15 protein-coding genes and 2 pseudogenes are annotated in these 19,287 nt (G+C 57.0%); 3 read left to right on the top strand and 14 right to left on the bottom strand.

Annotated features, from left to right (window positions below; translation table 11 throughout):
* Positions 1-48 precede the first annotated feature (48 nt).
* The 14 genes and pseudogenes from C2E25_RS09740 to C2E25_RS09685 form a co-directional block, all read right to left on the bottom strand.
* On the bottom strand, positions 49-627 hold the full coding sequence (locus tag C2E25_RS09740) for a response regulator (protein WP_103115557.1): 579 nt from the start codon (positions 625-627) through the stop codon (positions 49-51).
* Positions 624-3,101, bottom strand: coding sequence for an ATPase, T2SS/T4P/T4SS family (locus C2E25_RS09735; protein ID WP_103115556.1), 2,478 nt, complete (start codon positions 3,099-3,101; stop codon positions 624-626). The genes C2E25_RS09740 and C2E25_RS09735 overlap by 4 nt, the downstream gene beginning before the upstream one ends.
* Positions 3,094-4,401 (bottom strand): sensor histidine kinase, encoded by a 1,308-nt coding sequence (locus tag C2E25_RS09730; RefSeq protein ID WP_103115555.1) that lies wholly within the window; start codon positions 4,399-4,401, stop codon positions 3,094-3,096. The genes C2E25_RS09735 and C2E25_RS09730 overlap by 8 nt, the downstream gene beginning before the upstream one ends.
* Positions 4,402-5,088: a GTP-binding protein gene (locus C2E25_RS09725; protein WP_103115554.1), complete on the bottom strand. Its 687-nt coding sequence runs from the start codon at positions 5,086-5,088 to the stop codon at positions 4,402-4,404.
* The gene (locus tag C2E25_RS09720; RefSeq protein ID WP_103115553.1) at positions 5,085-6,425 is read right to left on the bottom strand and encodes an HD domain-containing phosphohydrolase; all 1,341 of its coding nucleotides are present in this window, start codon (positions 6,423-6,425) and stop codon (positions 5,085-5,087) included. Before C2E25_RS09720 ends, C2E25_RS09725 begins: the two co-directional genes overlap by 4 nt.
* 15 nt (positions 6,426-6,440) lie before the next feature.
* A complete protein-coding gene (locus C2E25_RS09715; protein ID WP_103115552.1) occupies positions 6,441-7,286 on the bottom strand; it encodes a response regulator in 846 nt (281 codons plus the stop codon).
* A 20-nt stretch (positions 7,287-7,306) separates the two neighbouring features.
* A complete protein-coding gene (locus C2E25_RS09710; RefSeq protein ID WP_158247207.1) occupies positions 7,307-9,901 on the bottom strand; it encodes a PAS domain S-box protein in 2,595 nt (864 codons plus the stop codon).
* Entirely contained in the window at positions 9,898-10,617 is a 720-nt protein-coding gene (locus C2E25_RS18120) for a sensor histidine kinase (protein WP_420094626.1), read from the bottom strand. Before C2E25_RS18120 ends, C2E25_RS09710 begins: the two co-directional genes overlap by 4 nt.
* Positions 10,618-11,274: 657 nt before the next feature.
* Positions 11,275-11,937 (bottom strand): annotated as a pseudogene (locus C2E25_RS18115) (cache domain-containing protein); the annotation flags it as partial.
* 262 nt (positions 11,938-12,199) lie between these two features.
* A complete protein-coding gene (locus C2E25_RS09700) occupies positions 12,200-14,773 on the bottom strand; it encodes a PAS domain S-box protein (protein WP_103115549.1) in 2,574 nt (857 codons plus the stop codon).
* A gap of 301 nt (positions 14,774-15,074) precedes the next feature.
* Complete coding sequence (locus C2E25_RS09695) at positions 15,075-15,746, bottom strand: Crp/Fnr family transcriptional regulator (protein ID WP_103115548.1); 672 nt, start codon at positions 15,744-15,746, stop codon at positions 15,075-15,077.
* 207 nt (positions 15,747-15,953) lie between these two features.
* On the bottom strand, positions 15,954-16,127 hold the full coding sequence (locus tag C2E25_RS17675) for a hypothetical protein (protein ID WP_199177401.1): 174 nt from the start codon (positions 16,125-16,127) through the stop codon (positions 15,954-15,956).
* A 414-nt stretch (positions 16,128-16,541) separates the two neighbouring features.
* A complete protein-coding gene (locus C2E25_RS09690) occupies positions 16,542-16,859 on the bottom strand; it encodes a type II toxin-antitoxin system RelE/ParE family toxin (protein ID WP_103115547.1) in 318 nt (105 codons plus the stop codon).
* Complete coding sequence (locus C2E25_RS09685) at positions 16,859-17,119, bottom strand: ribbon-helix-helix domain-containing protein (RefSeq protein ID WP_103115546.1); 261 nt, start codon at positions 17,117-17,119, stop codon at positions 16,859-16,861. The genes C2E25_RS09690 and C2E25_RS09685 overlap by 1 nt, the downstream gene beginning before the upstream one ends.
* A 283-nt stretch (positions 17,120-17,402) precedes the next feature.
* Between C2E25_RS09685 and C2E25_RS09680 the strand changes: the two genes are divergently transcribed.
* The 3 genes and pseudogenes from C2E25_RS09680 to C2E25_RS09665 form a co-directional block, all read left to right on the top strand.
* Positions 17,403-17,666 carry a type II toxin-antitoxin system RelB/DinJ family antitoxin gene (locus tag C2E25_RS09680; RefSeq protein ID WP_103115545.1) on the top strand — a complete coding sequence of 88 codons (264 nt, stop codon included), beginning with the start codon at positions 17,403-17,405 and terminating at the stop codon, positions 17,664-17,666.
* Positions 17,653-17,933 (top strand): annotated as a pseudogene (locus C2E25_RS09675) (type II toxin-antitoxin system YafQ family toxin). The gene C2E25_RS09680 and the pseudogene C2E25_RS09675 overlap by 14 nt, the downstream one beginning before the upstream one ends.
* A gap of 813 nt (positions 17,934-18,746) precedes the next feature.
* Positions 18,747-19,287 (top strand): transposase family protein (locus C2E25_RS09665; protein WP_146032938.1); only part of this gene is annotated, 541 nt, incomplete at its 3' end.

Genomic DNA, 19,287 nt, shown 5'->3' with positions numbered 1-19,287 from the left:
GTTGTTCGGGAACCTGCTCTGATCATTTTCGATGATCTGTCGTCAAAGTCAACCGGCAGATCCCGGTCCCCGCGTCTCAACGGCACACTCGCGCAGAATTTCCTCGATTTCATCCTCGTTCAACTCCGGCACCCGGTAACTGCCGTCCCGGCCCCGTTCGACCTGGACGGCACCGGGATGCCGCTCCTCCAGGTCAACCAGCTGTCGGCCCTGAGTGCGGACAATCGCCAGCAATCGCCTGTTTTCCATCTCAAGATCAAATTTTTCGATCCCACTGCGTACCGCCAGCCGCAGAGTGAGATCATCCCAGGGCTTGACCAGGAAACGGTAGATCTGACCATCGTTGACAGCGGTCATCGCCGCCTCGATGCTGGCATGCCCGGTCAGCAGGATACGCACCGTCTGCGGCGCCCGCAGGCTGAGCAGGGTGAGAAATTCGGAACCGCACATGCCCGGCATCCGTTCGTCGGAGATGACGACCTTGAAGGTCCGGCGGGCGGCCAGCTCAAGGGCGGCATCACCGCTCTGCGCCGTTTCGATCCGGTAACCGTCATCCAGCAGACAGCGCGTCAGGGCCTTGAGAACATGGGGCTCGTCATCGACCAGCAGGATCCTGTCTTCGTTCATGACTTTTCCTTTCGCTGTGACTTCACCGGCAGGGGTGACAGTGTCCGTTCCGCTCCACAGGAGACGCAGATCTTCCAATCGTCTTCAAGAGGCATTCTGCACTGCATACAAACGTTGTGCTTGAAATTACCGCAATAGGGACAATAGAGATATTTGACATCGATCACCCGCCGACAGTTTTCACAGGTTCGTTCATGGCGCACCTGCGGACCGACGACCCGCAGCAGTTCCTCCAGCGTGGTTACCCCCCGCCGAACCTTTTCCAATCCGTCTTCGAGCAGGGTTTTGAAACCGTTGGTTCGCGCCATTTCGAGCAACTGGGATTCACGGCAGCCTTCACTGACCAGGTGACGGTAATCATCATTCATCATGAAGATTTCATAGATCCCGGTCCGCCCGAGATAACCGGTGTCATTGCAACGCCGGCATCCTTCCGCCGTCCAGATGCCGTTTGGAAACAGTTGCGCCGAAATCCTCAGCATCTCACTGACCTCCGGATCGGGGACACCGGGGCGCCGGCAGTGGGGGCAGAGGGTTCTGACCAACCGCTGAGCGATGACGCCTTCGAGGGCGGAACCGATCAGGTAGGGTTTGATGCCGATATCGATCAACCGGGTGATGGAGGCGATGGAGCTGTTGGTGTGCAGCGTGGTGAGAACCATGTGCCCGGTCAGGGCCGCCTTGAAGGCGACATCAGCGGTTTCCAGGTCACGAACCTCGCCGACCAGGATGACATCGGGGTCCTGGCGCAGGGTGGCGCGCAGCACCGAAGCGAAGTTGAGACCGGTTTTTTCCCTGACATAGACCTGGTTGGCCTCTTCGAGAAAATATTCGACAGGATCCTCGATGGTTTCAAAATTCCGCGTGCGGTCCAGCATCTCGCCGAGCAGCGAGTAGAGCAGCGTGGTCTTGCCGCTGCCGGTCGGGCCGGTGGCAATGATGATGCCCTGCGGCTTGCGGGTCAGCCCGCGGATATCTTTCAGATCGCTGTCGAGCAGCCCCAGCTCATCGAGAGATTTCACCGACGAGCTTTTGTCGAGGATGCGCATGACCACTTTTTCGCCGTTGATCGACGGCATGGTCGAGACCCGCAGATCGACCATCCGCGTCCCCGACTTGACGGTAATCCTGCCGTCCTGCGGGACGCGGCGCTCTGAAATATCGAGTCTGGCGAGGATCTTGACCCGGGAAACCGTCGCCGGATGCAGGTCGGCTGGAATTCTGATCTTGTCATGCAGCATGCCGTCAATGCGCATCCGCACCACCGTGTACTTGGTTTTCGGCTCGATATGAATGTCGCTGGCCCGGTAACGGATCGCCTCGGAGATGATGGCGTTGACAATACGAATGATCGGCGGAACCTCGGAGGAGTTGAGCAGCTCCTGGACATTCTCGTCGAAGTCCTCCTCTTCGATGACGATATCGACCTCGTCGATCGGTTCCAGATCGGGAATGCCGTCAAAATCAACACCACGCTCGTCAGCACTGCCATAGACCGCCAGCAGCTGCTGACGTACTTCACTGGCCCGCGCCACGATCGGTCTGATTTTAAATCCGGTCATCCGCGAGAGGTCGTCAAGCTTGTAGATATCGCTCGGATCGGCCAGCGCCAGCGCCATCTCCCGACCTTCAAGCTGAATCGGCAGCATGCAGTGTTTTTCACACAGCTCCCGCGGCAGCAGGCAGACCACTTCGCGACTGAGACTGACCTCCCGCAGGTCGAGACCTTCCAGGTGAAGCCGTTCCTGCAGTGTTCTGAAAATGCGGTTCTCGCTCGCCAGGCCGAGACGCGCCAGGGTCTCGGTGATAAATTCATCCGGTCTGCGATCATGCAGCGCCCGCTGGAAATCGGCCTCCTCGATCAGGCCGGAGCGAACCAGCAGGTTGCCGAGGAAAGCATGATTTTCTCCCAGCAGCTGAGTGACCTTTTTCAGCTTCTCTTTTTGTTCGCGGGTGACATGCCGCAGGTTGCGATTTTCCTGGATCAGCAGGTACTGCTGCAGGGCCAGGCTGACAGTCAACCGCAGATCCTCGTCATTCCAGGGCTTGGTGATGAACTTGTAGACCGCCCCCTCGTTGACGGCTCCCATGATGGACTGCACATCGGCGTGTCCGGTCAGCATGATGCGGATGATCTCGGGCCACTGCCGCTTGACCTCCTTGAGCAGGTCGGCGCCGTTCATTCCCGGCATGCGGTGGTCGGAAATGATCAGCTGAAAAGACTGGGAAGCGAGCAGTTCGAGAGCCTGCCCGGCACTGGCCGCGGTGACAATCTGATAGTTTTCATCAAGAAAGATACGCTGCAGGGACTTGAGAACCGGCTCTTCGTCATCGACAAACAGCAGCCTGAAGACCTTCTCGTCCCGGTTTGTGGGGGCGGAGTCGGTTTCCTGCGGAGAACGACGTCCCTGATCTTCAACAGGAAGGGTGGTCGACAACGGAGTACCGTTGAACAGTCCGGCATACCTAGCCATCATCAGCTCCCCGCGGCCAGCGAACCTCGACCCGGGTTCCACCTTCGGGGCGGCCGACAATATCGACCCGGCCCCCCCACTGTTCAAGAATATTGTGGACCACCGTCAAACCCAGCCCGATGCCGCCGCCGACCTCGCGGGTGGTGAAAAAAGGCTCGAACACCCGGCTCCGAAGCTCCTCCGGAATACCGCTGCCGTTATCGGCGATCGACAACCAGACCTGATCGCCGGAAAAACCGGTGGCGACTTCCAGCAGAAGGCCTTCACTGCGACTCTGCAGCGCGTTGCGCAACAGGTTGAGCAGAACCTGGCTCAACTGCCCACCGACACAGGTGACCGGGGTAATAGTCCTATAGTCGCGGACAATCCTGGTTCCAGGCGGGGTTTCGTGAGCCAGCAGACCAAGGGCCCGGTCGACTTCGACATCCAGTTCGATCTTTTCCGTCCCGAGGGCGTCGATATGCGAAAAACTCTTCAGATCGGAGACAATCGATTTGACGCGTTCGGCGCCGTCGATGCTCTCCCGGAAAAGATCATCCAGATCCTCCAGGATGAAATCCAGCTTGAGTTTCCGCCACAGCGCATCGCCCTCGGCAGCCGCTTCACCATCAGCGGAGTGCCGAGCACGGTAGAACTGCAGCATCTCGACCAGGCGCTGCAGGTAGGTCTGCAACGAGTGCAGGTTGCTGTGAACAAAACCGAGCGGGTTGTTGATTTCATGGGCCACGCCGGCGGCAAGCCGACCTACCGAGGCCATCTGCTGCTGAGCAACCAGACCGGCATAGGCCTGCTTCAGTTCAGCGGTCCGCTGCTGCACCCTGGTTTCAAGGTTTTCCGCCAGCTCACGATAGTTTCGTTCCGATTCAGTCAGCCGGGCGTTGATGGCCAGCAGTTCATCGTAACTCTGGTTGATGACCCGGGTATGAATTTCCGTTGTCAGCATCCGCTTAAGGTTGCTGGTGATCACCGTATTCAGCGCGCCGCCGACCAATGCCAAAATAGTTTTGAGAACCCCGGCGCAACTCTCGGGTGCCAGCAGACGGATGTCTCCAACCGGCTCACCTTCGACCATCAGTTCCTCAGCGGCACTGACAAACCCGGGTAGCGTACCGCTGCCGACAGAACCTGTCGAAAGACCATGATCCCACAAGATACCCTGAGCCTCATCCCGGACTTCAACCCGGCTGGCTCCGGCCCGACATGCGGCCTGCAGCAGCGGCATGACATCGTCACCGGTCAACAGGTCGATCAGCCGCTTCTCTTCGCCGACGACATAGTCGATATTTTCCCGTTCACTCATTCACACCTCCCCTCCCCGTTCGCCGACACCGGTCGCAGCCCGTGGCCTGACCAGCCCGGCGACAAAAGCGTCCCGATCGAGACCATGTCTCTCCTCCAGGAGAAAACGGCTGTCCAACCGCGCGTAGGTCAGGGCCACCAGCCGGCGGAAAGTCTCCACCACTCCCCAGCCCTTGAGGGCCGAAGCACAGAAGACCGGGATGCCGGTCGACTGCCAGCTGTTGTGAATCTCCTCTTCACTGACGATATCGGGAAGGTCGCGTTTGTTATACTGCACCACCAGCGGCAGGGTGTCGATATCGAGACCGACCAGCGCCAGATTGTCCTCCAGGTTACTGAAACTGTTGACGTTGCTGGCCCGTTCACGATGCTGTGAATCGGCGATGAAAGCGACCCCGTCGGCTCGCTGCAGCACCGCCTTGCGGGTGGCGTCATGCTTGACCTGGCCGGGCACGGTATAGACCTTGACCTTGATCTTCAGACCGCTGGGCGCAACCAGGAAGAAGGGCAGCAGGTCAAAGAAGATGGTGCGGTCATCCCGGGTGTCGAGCACCATCAGATCCCCACGGCCATTCCGCTGCAACTGCTCGTGAAGCTGCAGCAGATTGGTTGTCTTTCCTGACATGGCCGGCCCGTAATAGACCAGCTTGAGAACCATCTTTCGCTCTATGTCATCGTACTCGATCACGCATCCTCGGCTTTCTGTTCCTCTGCCACCAGCACCGTCACCCCTCCGGGGAAAGGGTCGAGCAGGTGGTAACGATGAATCGATTCGATCTGCGGCTCCTGCAGGTTGGTGCCTTTTTTCAGCAGCATCAGACCGGTTCCGCTGTAGAGATCCTCGGCCAGCAGCATCCCTGGACGCAGCTCATTGGGATCGAGAATCATGCCGATCTTGCCGTCGGCATAGACGACCTGACCGTAAAGTTCCAGCAGCGGTTTTTCCAGATATGGCAGCAATCCGGGATCGAAACGGCTGCGGCACAACTCCCGGACCGAACCGATGGCCTTCTTCACCGCCGCCTGGCTCGGGTTCGGGCCGAGCAGGCGGTCGGCATAATCCGCCATGGCGATGATGCGCGCCCCGAGCGGGATATCATCCCCCTTGCGGCCCTCGGGATAACCGCTGCCGTCATACCATTCATGGTGATGCCGGATCAGCACCCCGGCAGGACGCAGATCGATGATGCCGTCGATCGCCGTCTGCCCGAGGATGGCGTGCTGCATGTAACGTTCGACATCAGGAGCCGACATATCTTCTATCCTGCCGTGCAGCAATTCGTCGGGAATGCCGATCTTGCCGATATCATGCAGCAGCGCGGCTTCATAGATGCAGTCTCTTTCCGCCTCGGGAAGGTTCATGCCGGTCGCCATCTCCCGGGCCAGAGCCGCGACATTTTCGGCATGGCTGTTGAGCGACTTGTCGCGCAGTTCAATCAGGTTTGACAGCGCCTCGATAATGCCGCGCAGGGTCTTTTTGAGTCTCGTGTTATGGGCATAGAGTTTTTCGTTTTTCTTGCGGATCTCGCCGGTCTGTTCCAGCACCCGGCCCTTGAGTCGCCGGTTCCAGTCTTCCAGTTCCTCGTTCTTGGCCCGGATAATCGCCTGCAGACGTTTATTCTCCTGCTGCAGGCGAAAACGGTCGACTTCACTGCGGATAATCTGCAGCAGTTCCTGATCCTCCCAGGGCTTCTTGATGTAACGACAGGCCCCGCCCTTGTTGATGGCGTCTATGGCGGCACTGACATCAGCGTAGCCGGTCAGCACGATCCGGGGGATATCGGGATGCAGCTCCCGCGCTCGGGCGAGGAACTCGGCACCGGTCATTTCCGGCATGCGCTGGTCGGAAACCACCAGCCCGATATTCTCTTCCCGCGCCAGGATCTCCAGCCCTTCGGCGCCCGAACCGGCGACCAGGGTTTCGAAATCCTCATCCATGGTCAGCCGGCGCAACGAAGAGAGGATATTCTTCTCGTCATCGACGAACAGGACCTTGATCTCTACGGGGGTATTCGCATCACTCATGGTTTTCACTCCGCGTCAACTGCCGCAATCCCCGTTCGCCAGGGTCAGTATGATCCCCTCCTGATCTCCCGAAGCCATACGGGAAACCCAGGCCAGAAGTTTCCGGCCGCTGATCTCGATCCTTCGGCAGCCTGCCCCCTCATCACCGGATTCATCGACGAACCGGTTGAGACAATCCGGCAGAAAATCTTCCCGCGGCAATCCCACCAGGTGCTGGTCGGGCATGTCGAGAATTTCACTTAACGCCTGGTTGGTCTTGACGATGGTGCCATCGACATCGAAACCGATCACCGCGACCGGCAGAGCGTCGAGAATATTCTGGGAAATGCCGAGGGCCTGGTTCTTGAATTCGAGACTCTGGGTTCGCTCAGCCACCAGTTCTTCAAGGTTTTCATTCATCTCCTGCAATTTATCGTTGCTCTCCTGCAGTTCGGTCATCAACTGCCGGTTCCGCTGCTGCAGAAAATAGAGCTGCAGGGCGGCGTCGAGAGTATTTTTCAGTTCGTCGTCGTTCCATGGCTTGGGAATGAACTTGTAGATCTGACCCTCGTTGATGGCCGAAACGATCGCCCCGGCATCGGCGTAACCGGAGAGGACGATACGAACCGTTTCCGGACGCCGGCGACAAACCTCGCGCAGAAAATCGACTCCGTTCTGTCCCGGCATCCGGTAATCGGAGATGACCAGCTGAAAGTCCTCTTCCTCCTCCAGAATTGTCAATCCCTCTTCGGCCGACTCGGCCGTGAAGATCTCATAGTCATCATCGAGAAATATCCGCTGCAGAGCCCGCAGGACATTGCGTTCATCGTCAACGCAAAGGATACGAACCTGTTGTTCCTGCAAATTGATCTGCTGTTCCATGGTCTGATCCTCTCTGCGAGTCAGTTGCTGACCTGATCGTCATCTGTGTCCGGCGCCGGAGCACCCTCAAGCGGCAGGCTGATACGGAAGGTCGTCCCCTCGCCGACCCGACTGTCCACCTCGATATCACCACCATGTTTCTTGATGATTTCATACGAGATGCTCATCCCCAGCCCGGTGCCCTTGCCGACCTCCTTGGTGGTAAAGAAAGGTTCGAAAATCCGCGTCAGGTTTTCTTCCGGGATACCGCAGCCGTCGTCGCTGATACGGACCACGACAGAGGCGTCCTCGACAGCCGTCTGAACGACAATTTCCCCTTTGGTTTCAATCGCCTGGGCAGCATTGACGAGAATATTCATGAACACCTGGTTGAGCTGCTGCGGGTAGCATTTGACGCGCGGCAGTTCGGCCAGGTCCCGCTCCAGCGTGACCTTGTACTTCAGCTCGTTCCAGACAATATTGATCGTACTTTCCAGGCATTCGTTGATATCGGCCTCACTGTATTCACTCTGGTCGACGCGGGAGAAGCTCTTCAGGTTCTGGACAATGGTCTTGACCCGTTCGGCACCGTCGAGGGATTCGGCGATCAGGTCGGGAATGTCGTCGAGCAGGTAGCGGATCTTGAGTTTCTTCTCCTCGGCCTTCAGCGCCTCGCGCTTCTCCGCGGGAACCTGCTCCGCCAGGATCTCAGCCTGCAACTCGATGAACTGGCGCAGCTTGTCGACGTACTTGCCGAGGGTCGCCAGGTTGCTCTTGATGAATCCGACCGGGTTATTGATTTCATGCGCCACTCCGGCCGCCAGCTGGCCGATGGAGGCCATCTTCTCCTGCTGCAGCATCTGCGACTGGGTCGCCTTCAGCTCGTTGTAGGCCCGCTGCAGTTCCCGCTGGGCTTCCTGCAGCTCATCCCGCTCGTGCAGAACGGCCTGTTCAAGTTCTTTGCGTTCGGTGATGTCCTCCTTCACCGCCAGGTAATGGCGGATATTGCCATCACTGTCGGCGATCGGCGAGATACTGGCCATCTCCCAGAAAAACTCACCGTTCTTGCGCTGATTGTGAAATTCGCCGCGCCATTCCTCTCCGGCGGTCAGGGTCTTCCAAAGTAGACTGTCGTCAGAACAGCCGTCCTCCCCCTTGAGGACCCGCAGATTCTTCTCCCGAGCCTCCTTCTCAGTGTACCCGGTCACTTCACTGAACTTGGGATTGACATATTCGATACAGCCGTCAAGGTCAGTAATGATAATCGAACAGGGAGACTGCTCCACCGCCAGCGACAGGGTGCGCATTTCATTGTTGAGTTTCTGCAGCGCGGCGGTCCGTTCTTCAACCCGCTGTTCCAGCGAATCGTTCAGGGCCAGCAACTGTTCCTCGACCATCTTGTGGTCGGTGATATCGAAGGCGGAACCGATCATGCCGCAGATCCGGTCGCCGGCCGTTATCGGCGCGCCATTGATCTCCATCCAGCGGTATTCACCGTCGGCTCGTCTCAGTCGCAACTCCTGACTGAAAAGACGCCCTTTCTGCAGACAGGCATCGGTCTTGATCACCATTTTTGCCAGGTCATCGACATGGACGAACGCATCCCAGCCCTGGTCTCTCCGCTCAGCCGTCCAGCCGGTGAACTGCTGCCAGTGCCGGTTGCCGTAACAGAGCCGTCCATCCACTCCGGTTTCCCAGATCAACGCCGGCACCGCGTCGGCCAGGGTGGCAAAACGACGGGAACTGTTCTCCAGTGCCTCGATACCCTGTTTCCTGGAAACCAGGCCACGCACCAGGTCGCCGACCAGCGACAGCAGTTCATGATCCGATTTCTGCCATCTTCGACACTGCGCGACCGCATCGACACCGAGAAAACCGCAGATCTGACCATTGTCAACCAGCGGCACCACCAGCAGGGCCCCGATTTGTTTCTCCTGCCAGTACTGCTGTTCAGCACCCGCTTCCGGCGGAAGGTCGGCGGTATCATTCACCACCAGCGGCTGATGGGAGGCCATGGCCTCCCAGAACCAGGGCAGTTCGGCCACCGGAATATCCTGCAGGTTCTCCAAATCAGGTCGGCAGCGATTCGACACCCATTCGTGACAATTGCTGATGGTCTGCCGTTCGCTGTTGAAACGAAACAGGTAACAACGGTCCGCCTGGAGGAACCGGCCGAGTTCTTCCAGGGCGAAGTTGATCCCATCGTCGGCCCGATCCGCCGGCAGGGTGATCATGCGGTTGGAGACGCGGGACAGGAATTCGCTCTGCTGCTCATGGTGCTGCAGCTGACGCCGGACCTGTAGCTGCGCGGTCATATCCTGCAGGATCAGAAACGCGCCTTCGGCATGGGGCAGAGCCTGACCGAACAGCAGGCTGGAATGACCGTCGCGATTACGAATAACAAATCGCCTGCTCGGCAATTCCCCCTCCGCGGACAGCGGCTGCAGACAGAAACAGTCGTCACCGACATCGGCCCCATGACAAAAGTACCGGTTGCAGGGCTGCCCGATCAGCTCGTCCGGTGTCTTCCCGAGCATCTCAGCCATGTGCGCCGTGCAACGGGCGATACGGTGATCCCCGGTCACCTCGACCAGAGGCACATTCAGCCGCGCCAGGGTTTTCCAGTCGAGGGTCATCCGGTCTCCTGAGTCCGTGATTCTTCCAACAACTTCTCCCATGTCCTGACCTCTCCCTGTCCATGATCAGCAGGCTGATCATCCGCTGCAGCATCATCGACCGCCGTTTCATCAAGGGGAAGAATGATGGTGAAGGTTGTTCCCTCACCGACCCGGCTGTCGATCTCTATCCGCCCGCCGTGCTTCTGGATAATTTCGTAGGCAATACTCATTCCGAGACCGGTCCCTTTGCCGACCTCCTTGGTGGTGAAGAAGGGTTCAAAGATCCGTTCCCGCACCTCGTCGGGAATACCGCAGCCATTGTCGGTAATGGCAACCTTGACCTGCCGCTGCTCACACCAGGTGCGGATGCGGATTTCGCCGCGTTCTTCGATGGCGTTGGCGGCATTGACGAGGATATTCATGAACACCTGATTGAGCTGCTGCGGATGACATTTGAGCGGCGGCAGTTCACCGAAATCTTTTTTCACCTCGGCCTTGTACTTGAGTTCGTTCCAGACGATCTTCAGGGTGCTGTCGAGACAATCGTTGATGTTGACCTCAGTCTCTTCAGCCTGGTCAACGCGCGAAAAGGTCTTCAGGTTCTGGACGATATCGCGCACCCGCTTCGCTCCGTCGAGGGATTCATCGAGCAGTTCGGGAATATCCTCGAAAACAATATCGACCTTGGACTTGCGGCGCAGTCGCCGGTAGGCTTCGGCCTGTTCTTCGTCCATCAGCTCAGTCAGCAGGGTGGTCTGTTCCTTGTCGGCGGCACGCAGCTTGGCGAGATACTTGCCCAGGGTGTTGAGGTTGCTGGTGATGAACCCCATCGGGTTGTTGATCTCATGGGCCACCCCGGCCGCCAGCTGACCGATGGAGGCCATCTTTTCCTGCTGCAGCATCTGTGACTGGGTGTTCTTGAGTTGACGATTGGCTTCTTCGAGAGCAGCCGCCTGTTCGGACAGGATGCGGTGATTCGATTCCAGCTGTTCGGTCAGCTGCCAGGAAGCATCCAGCGCTTGGGTCAGGTCATCCTGGGCCGACTGCAGTTCCGCATTACCCTTCCGGGAATCAGCCAGCGCCTCAGACAGCTTGTCATAGAGAGCGTAGACAACCCGCGCCAGCCCTCCGACCTCAGGGTTTTTCTGCAGCGGCAGCAGCCGCTCCAGGATTTTCCCCTTGCCTGGCCGGCTGGCTACATCTGCGTCGGGCAACGGCAGTTGCTCGACAATATCCTCCAGTTCATGCAGCGGCCGCATCAGCCGACCGACGGCGATCCAGCCGATAACTGCCGCCAGCAGGGCGCAGGCGAGGCTGGCCAGAGCGATCTGCAATTCGGCAAGATGGATATACCCCAGGGCCTCGATTCGCGGTTCCTGGGCGCCCACGATCCAGGTCGAACCAGCCACCTTGCGCAGTGCCAGCAGCATCGAAATACCACGGGAGTTGACGGTTTCTCCGACTCCGTCAACTCCCTCGATGGCCCGATCGAACATCGGGTTGGCGCCGAGGGGCACATCGCTGACCAGAATCCTTTTCTCATCCGGGTGCAGGATGATTTTTCGCGAGACATCGAACACGTAGATATATCCGGACTGTCCGAGTCTTTTCTGCCGCAGTGCGCCGAGTCCGGCGGGGTCGAGCAGTTGCGCCGAGCAGCCCAGGACCCCGAGAAAATTGCCCTGACGATCCTGAAGGTAGGCGGTGAAGGTCAGCACCGGCTGCCCGGTACGGGCGGAGCGATAGGGATCACCGATGATTCCGTGGCGGGCTTCGCGGGTGCGTTGGAAATAGGGACGAAAAGAGAAATTACGGCCGCGCTTTTTCGGATGAGGCGGCCAGTCGACCAGCAGATCGCCTTCAGCATTCAGAATAAACAGACCGTTGCGGAAATTCGGAAAAGAGTCGGCCATCACCCGGAGCTGCTTTTCCAGTACTGCGATATGGTTGTTTTTCAGGGCGTCAAGCGGCAGCGTCAAGGCGATCGCCCGGGCCTCGCGGAAACCGCTGGCGAGATAATTGGCGATGGTGGCGGCGGTGCTCTGGGCTACCATGTCAACACTGCTGTAGACCGACGCGCGCAGGGCCTTTTCATACAGGAAGTGCATGCAGAAGCCGCTGACTGTCAAAGCCAGGGAGACAACAACCCCCAACAACAACGATGTCTTATGCCGCAGATTCATATTTCCTCTCCCCGGCCCGCAACGACAGCCTGACGGTGAAGGGTCGGAAAATCATCTTCACCGGACTTTGATGCTTTCGCAGATACTCTTTTGATGGCTGAACAAAAATTTCGCCCCCCCAGGCTTCGTGGTATCAGCATGCGAGCACCTCCTTGCTCTGCAGAGGCAGGAAGATCGTGAAGGTCGTTCCTTCCCCGAGTCGGCTTTCAACACTGATTTCGCCATGGTGTTTCTTGATGATGTCATAACTGATCGACAACCCGAGTCCGGTTCCCTTGCCGACCTCCTTGGTGGTGAAGAAAGGCTCGAAAATCCGCTCGCGGGCCTGCTCTGAAATACCGCGGCCGGTGTCGGAAATCGCCACCCGGATCCCCTCTCCATCCCGCCAGGTCCGAACCGTTATTTCTCCCTGGTCCTCAATCGCGTGAGCGGCGTTGACCAGCAGGTTCATGAACACCTGGTTGAGCTGCTGCGGGTAGCAGCGCAGCAGTGGGATATCACCGAATTCCTTTTTCAGCGTCGCCTTGTACTTAATCTCGTTCCAGGCGATATTGATGGTACTTTCGAGACATTCATGCAGATCGACTTCCTTGCAGTCGGCATCATCGACCCGCGAGAACCCCTTGAGGTCGAGGACAATCTTCTTGACCCGGTCGGCCCCCTCCAGGGATTCGTCGATCAGGTCTTTCAGATCATGGACGATATAGTCGATTTTCAGCTTTTTCCGCAGCGCCGCCAGCTCATCACCGATTTCATTCCTGCTCTTTTCACGCCACAATCGCTCCTGCTCATCGAGGTAGCCAATGATGCGGCCGGCATACTTGCCGAGGGTGGTCAGGTTGCTGCTGATGAAACCGATCGGGTTGTTGATCTCGTGGGCAACCCCGGCACTGAGCTGGCCGATGGAGGCCATCTTCTCCTGCTGCAGGATACGCGACTGGCTGGCTTTCAACTCGGAATGGGCCTCTTCCAGCGCGGCCGTCTTCTCGGCCAGAGCCAGGTTGTTGTTCTCCAGTTCGGCAGCGAAATGCTGCAGCTCCATTTCGGCTCTCTTGCGCTGGGTGATATCCCGGGCCATGTGAATCAGGTAGCGGGGTTCACCCGCTTCATCCATCACCGGGGTCAGCTGAATTTCGACATACTGGATATTTCCATCCGGGGTGCGATGCAGATGTTCACAGATTTCGACCTTGCCGAATTCAAACACCTCCATGACCGGACAGAGATGATCGATACCGTCACAGGGCTGATCCAGACCATGGGTGAGCTTGTAGCAGGGTTGTCCGACAACCGACTCGTAGTTTTCCCCACAGGACTCCACAAAGGCCTTATTGGCCTTGAGAATGGTCAGGCTGTTCGCGTCAAGGATCATCATCTCTTCCTGAAGACTGTCGAGTACCGTTTCCAGGAAACGCTTGCCGCTGCGGATTTTCTCCTCGGCGATCTTGCGCTCGGTGATATCCTGGGCGAGGCAGATCAGGGCATCGCCCTCTCCGTCCTCTCCGGTCAAAGGGGCGCTGGAAAAGAGGACCGGAACCAGGTTGCCGGAACGGGTCCGGTATTCGAGTTCGACCTGTTCGCCGTCGCGGCTGTCGATGAAATGATCGAACCAGGAATCCGCCGTATCGCTGCGCTCGGCGAAAATCTTTTCAATGCTCATGCCGAGCAGTTCCTCCGGTTGATACTCGAGCATCCTGCAGCTGGCGCGATTCGCCTTGCGGATGGTGCCGTCGGCAACCACCACCATCAGCGAATCGTTCATTGAATCGAGGATGCGGTCGAGGTAGTCGCGACTGACGGTAACCGCGTCAAGGGAGTCGAGCATATGGTTGAAAGCGGCCGTCAGGGTGCCGATTTCATCCGGAGCCGTGATTTTCAATCGCCCGAAGTTGCCATCACGAGAAAAGGCCTCGATTTGCCGGGTCAGGCGATCAAGCCGCTTTGTCCCACCCTTGACCGTCCACCAGATGGTCAGGGCGGCGACAATGGAAAGGATACAAAAGGAACCGACCACGAACCGGACCAGGGCCGCCACCTGCGCCTCAACATTCTGCATCGACAGGCCGATGCGGAACCCGCCCCAGTGTTCGCCGAAGACGAAAACCGGGGCACTGACATCCCACATGGTGACGCCGGTATCACGATGGTAGACCTGACGAAGCACGACATCACCATTCTCTCCGGTGAAGCGTGCCGCCCGCAGGCCGACCGGGTCGTTGAAAAGCCGCTTGGTGCGATTGCCGGTGATGTCAATCGCGTCATCTCCGGTCAGAGGTCTGGAATAAGTGCTGTTGTGGGTCGGCAGGTAACCGTTGCGATCAACCAGTACGGCAAAAACGACACTGGCATCGTTGAGAAAGGAATCTTCAAGGGCGCGGAGGCGTAAATCAAGCAGGGTATCGTAGCGGGTGTGGTATTTGGGGATCGCGCTGCCGGCCAACGGTCCCGATTCAATGTGCCGGTAGTCGGTATCGAAAAGATCATCGATCGACAGCTGACCGTCGGTCACCAGCCCTTCAAGGATGTCCTGAGCCGCGCGGGCGCCGACCAGGGCGTCGGTGCGGACCTTGTCGAACATCAGTTTTTCGAGCGCCCGTGACCGTTCGCTGACGATGACCACGGCGAACAGCCCCATCAGCAGACAGACGGCGCCGGTGACAGAAAAGATGATTTTGCGCGGCAGACGCGCCCTGATCCAGTTTCGCACCCCGACCTCCAGCCAGTTTTCCCGGTTGCCCTGGTGACGCAGGGATACGGCATACGAACAAAAACGTCACAGAGCTTTCACCTGAATCAGTGGGTTCCTGTTGGATGGAGAGTGCAAGTGCCTGGTCTGAATGAGGTTTCCAAAAATCTGAAGCGCACCCATAGGTTCGCTGGTGATTTTTGGGAAGCTCAGGCAGATCAATGACGTGTGCTGTCCGCCGACAAGGGACTCACGGATTCAGGTTTCAGTCTCTCTTCGGCGGAATGCGGATGAAACTTAAATGTGGATGGATCAGGAGGGACTATTCTTTGTAACTCTCCGCCAGGTCTTCGAGCCGGTCGGCGTCGAGAATGGTGATTTTTTTGCCTTCGACCTTGATACAGCCTTCATCGGAGCACTTGCGCAGGGTGCGCGAAAGGGTTTCGCTGACGGTGCCGAGGTTGGAGGCGAGCTGGGTCTTGGAAATCGGCAGATCGAAGGATGACTGATCCCCGGCCAGATCGAGCAGGTAGCGCGCCAGGCGGGCCGGCACATCCTTGAAGGTCAACTCCTCGATCTGTGAGGCGAACTGGCGCAGAAAGCGGGAGAGACCGCCGATCATGTTGATGGCAAGCTGGCTGCGACGATGCAGTAGACCGAGAAACTCGTCGCGGGGAAAGAAGAGGAGGAGGGATTTTTCCAGCGGTTCGGCATAGGCGGGATAGAGACCGTTGCCGAAAATGGCCGCCTCGGCGAAACTGGAACCGGGATGGACAATGTGCAGGATGCGCTCCTTGCCCTCCGGCGAGAGCTTGAAGACCTTGACCTTGCCGCTGCCGACGATGAAGAATCCTTCGGCTTCATCACCATCGGAAAACAGCAGGTCGCCGCGGGTGTGTTTTTTTTGCCGGCAGATCGCCAGCAATTCGTCCAGGTCCTCTTCGCTGACACCGGCAAAGAGGAAATTCTGCTTCAGCAACTGTCTGGTATCCATAATCAATTTCCGAGAGATGGGAGAGGGGGATAAAAAACAGCCAACCCTGAATCCGTGGGTTTGTTCCGAATGAAGAGTGTAAGTGCTTGGCCTGAATGTGGTTTCCAAAAATCTGAGGCGCACCCATAGGTTCGCCGGTGATTTTTGGGAAGCGCAGGCAGGTCAATGACTTGCGCTATTCGCCGGTGACAAGCTCACTGATTCAGGTTACTGATAGCTCTTGTCGGCGCCCTCTCCTGACTTGGTCAGGGCCACCGCCAGGATGGCGAAGGGACCGAGCAGCAGGCCGAGCACGACCCAGAGGGGAACACTTTTGCCCTTGCTTTTGGCCAGCGAGGCCGCGGCGGCGGGAAAGACAAGCCAGAAAATAAATAATTGCATGAAACCTCCGGAAGAACGGGGATGGCGCTACCCTGAATCCGTGGGTTTGGGCCGGATGAAGAGTGTAAGTGCTTGGCCTGAATGCGGTTTCCAAAAATCGTAAGGCGCACCCACAGGTTCGCCGGTGATTTTTGGGAAGCGCAGGCGGGTCAATGACTCGCGCTATTCGCCGGTGACAAACTCACTGATTCAGGGCCACTATAGCACAGGGATATTTTTTCCGGTTATCGATTTTGAGAACCGGGTCGGACAGGTTTACGGGTGTTTTCATCCGACTGCCACACCCGTTGCGTCAACACATCCAAGCAGGTCAGAGGACCGCTCCAGAACTCAATATCATCCATCGACATTGATCCACTGACAAGGCCCCCCCTGAAATAATTCAAGAACCCGTGACTGAGTTTAAAAACTCGATCACAGGGTTCCAAAATCTTCCTTCAATCGTCCAACTTGGTGCATGCGCTCACGAAGGATCGTAACGATACCAATATCACCGCTACTAAGATATCGCCAATAAATAAAGTGTTTTTCATATCGGCAGAAAAAACCATCCACTCCAAAGTCGGCAGGGATCGAACGGGAAAGAACCTCATGTGTCTCTATCTTTGAAAATGTATCAAACATGCCGATAATGTAGTTGTCGGCCTGCGCTACTCCCCATTGGCTCAAAGTATATTGATAAATTTCATCAATCCGGTGTGACGCGGCGGACTGGATTAAATAACGCGCCATCAGTCCTGTCCGGCCCTGTTGCGATCGATCACTTCCTGGGCAGTTAACGGGGCATAAGAACTCTCCGGAGCAGCAAAAGCAAGAGAGAGTTCTCCCTTAAGACGCTCAAAGGCCTGTTGTTCCATACGCTCCTTATCGCGGCGAATGAGATCGCGAATATACTCACTCACGTTCTCATAAGAGCCTTTTTCCCCCACGTTTGCCGCAACAAAATCACTTAACTCGCCGCTGATCCGAACTGTCATTGTTGTCTGAGCCATATTGGACCTCCTGAATTCGTATTCATCATAACCAATATTCTATACATGGTCAATGATCGGCTAATCCCAAGTGAGGTCCAAAATGAAGAACGTGACCTGAAGCTTGATCACTGTCGAGAGGTCTTTACGGGCGAGGTGCGCCATGCCCGGCGTCCCCAGCCCAATGAATCAGACCGTATAGGTGCCTGACGCTTCACGAGATAGGGTTCTGCGCAAAGCACTTGCTTTTTGCTTACATGTGATTCACAATGTTAATCACAATATGAAGTTTGGAGGTTGTACCATGGCTACCAATGCATTAGTAACTGCCCGCATTGACAAGAAAGTCAAGTCTGACTCTGCCGCCGTTCTTGCGGCAATGGGACTGACTCCGTCTGACGCAATCCGCATGCTCCTTACCAGGGTTGCGCGTGAGGGTGCGCTTCCGTTTGAGCCTTTAGTGCCCAATGCCGAAACTGTTGCGGCAATGAGGGAAGCTCGCAACGGAAAACTCGAGTCCTTTAACTCTGTCGAAGACCTGATGGCGGATTTAGATGCGGACGATTGAACGCACCGGTGCCTTCAAAAAGGACTACAAGCACGTCAAGGCCACACCCAAGCATCACGATATCGCTGATAAGCTAGGTGTGGTCTTGCAATATCTCGTGGCCGACAGACCTTTGCCGCAGAAATACTGCGACCATCCATTGTCGGGTGAGTGGTGGACCATAGGGATTGTCACGTCAAGCCGGATCTTGTCCTGATCTATCGAAAGCCCGACAAACAAACTCTTCAGCTCGTCCGCCTGGGGAGTCATAGCCAACTGAGCTTATAGTACCTGTTTGGCTGAGGCTTCCTGAAAAAGGCATCAAGCCACCAACACCCAGAACCCACCCAGGAAAATCAGCCCCATTGCCAGACCCCAGCCAATTTTTTCAACACCCGTTACGACGACCTTGGCCGAGAAAGAGCTAAACTCTTCTTTCCCGTAGGGGGAACGGTTCCGCCCCTTACCCGAGCCCGATACTAACTGCCACACATCCCCTTCCTCTCTTATCCCGCCTGTCTTGAATGGGCCGGCACAAGGGTACGCGCGTGATTCCAGGCGGCAGGGTGACCCAGGTCGCAAAGACCGGCCCCTGCATTTCAGAGCCTCGATAGGTGTTTGGAGCGAAACTGAGTCCGCAACCCGAGAGAATCCCAAGCCGGAAACCGGCGGTTCTCGAAGATCAGTCGCTTGTCAAAGAATGGGAAGAGCTATTTTTCTACGTTAACGGACTTTTTTACTCTTGACGGCCGGGGGCCTGATAAGGGTTAAACGGTGTTGCCGATAACTCTCGGTAACTCTTCAGAATAGTATTCTTTAACCAACAAGTCTCTATCTGTTACAAAACCTGCATATCCAGCTTCACTTGCATCGCCGGGTGGACGGAACAAAATCATTGGCTCAACACCTTGCTTTTCAAAAAGCTCCAATAAAATTAAAAAAGAGCGAAAGGCAAACCTTGATAACCCACGGACACACCATCTTTTTTCGCCTCCTCCGCAGAATCTGTGGGTAGGCGGATGTAAAAATTAGAGCATTGCCCTTTCCGGGCGGGTAGGATGGTTTTTGCCGAAACTATCTAACCCAAAACCGCAAAAGGCAATGCTGATAAAGACTCTACTGAACAAGGTCGAACGATTCAAGTCGTTCGTTTACGGTTCCATTGCCGTCAGGATCATTGACGGTGTGGAAGCCCTGGTCATTGACATCGAACCACGGCGCAACAGTCGGCCGATTTGCCCGGAATGCGGCAAGAAACGCAGTACGTATGATCGGCAGCCTCAGCGATTATTCGAGTACCTGCCGGTCTGGTCGTTCAAGGCCTACTTTCGTTACGCTCCTCGCCGGGTCAATTGCCCAGAGCACGGCGTCAAGGTCGAGGCTCTGCCGTGGGGCTTTGGCAAGGAGCGGATGACTTTCTCGTATCAGGTCTACCTGGCCCGCTGGGCGAAACGGTTGTCCTGGAAGGAAACGGCTGCCATCTTCGAGACCAGTTGGGATACGGTGTTCCGGGCTGTCCAGTTTGTCGTCGACTACGGCCTCACCCATCGGAGCCTTGAGGGCGTCACCGAGATCGGCGTTGATGAGATTTCCGTCTTCAAGGGCCACAAGTATCTGACCCTGGTCTATCAGCTCAATGCTG

The sequence above is a fragment of the Geothermobacter hydrogeniphilus genome (genome assembly GCF_002898515.1).
GTDB lineage: Bacteria > Desulfobacterota > Desulfuromonadia > Desulfuromonadales > Geothermobacteraceae > Geothermobacter_A.
Note: the sequence above shows the minus strand (reverse complement) of the source record. Positions and strands in the feature narration are given on the sequence as shown.

Excerpts from the sequence above, each read along its gene's own strand:
- C2E25_RS09735 (WP_103115556.1), bottom strand. The coding sequence starts at position 3,101 with ATGGCTAGGTATGCCGGACTGTTCAACGGTACTCCGTTGTCGACCACC.
- C2E25_RS09680 (WP_103115545.1), top strand. The coding sequence starts at position 17,403 with ATGGCTACCAATGCATTAGTAACTGCCCGCATTGACAAGAAAGTCAAG.
- C2E25_RS09720 (WP_103115553.1), bottom strand. The coding sequence starts at position 6,425 with ATGAGTGATGCGAATACCCCCGTAGAGATCAAGGTCCTGTTCGTCGAT.
- C2E25_RS09730 (WP_103115555.1), bottom strand. The coding sequence starts at position 4,401 with ATGAGTGAACGGGAAAATATCGACTATGTCGTCGGCGAAGAGAAGCGG.
- C2E25_RS18120 (WP_420094626.1), bottom strand. The coding sequence starts at position 10,617 with ATGGACGAAGAACAGGCCGAAGCCTACCGGCGACTGCGCCGCAAGTCC.
- C2E25_RS17675 (WP_199177401.1), bottom strand. The coding sequence starts at position 16,127 with ATGCAATTATTTATTTTCTGGCTTGTCTTTCCCGCCGCCGCGGCCTCG.
- C2E25_RS09715 (WP_103115552.1), bottom strand. The coding sequence starts at position 7,286 with ATGGAACAGCAGATCAATTTGCAGGAACAACAGGTTCGTATCCTTTGC.
- C2E25_RS09695 (WP_103115548.1), bottom strand. The coding sequence starts at position 15,746 with ATGGATACCAGACAGTTGCTGAAGCAGAATTTCCTCTTTGCCGGTGTC.
- C2E25_RS09710 (WP_158247207.1), bottom strand. The coding sequence starts at position 9,901 with ATGACCCTCGACTGGAAAACCCTGGCGCGGCTGAATGTGCCTCTGGTC.
- C2E25_RS09690 (WP_103115547.1), bottom strand. The coding sequence starts at position 16,859 with ATGGCGCGTTATTTAATCCAGTCCGCCGCGTCACACCGGATTGATGAA.
- C2E25_RS09685 (WP_103115546.1), bottom strand. The coding sequence starts at position 17,119 with ATGGCTCAGACAACAATGACAGTTCGGATCAGCGGCGAGTTAAGTGAT.
- C2E25_RS09740 (WP_103115557.1), bottom strand. The coding sequence starts at position 627 with ATGAACGAAGACAGGATCCTGCTGGTCGATGACGAGCCCCATGTTCTC.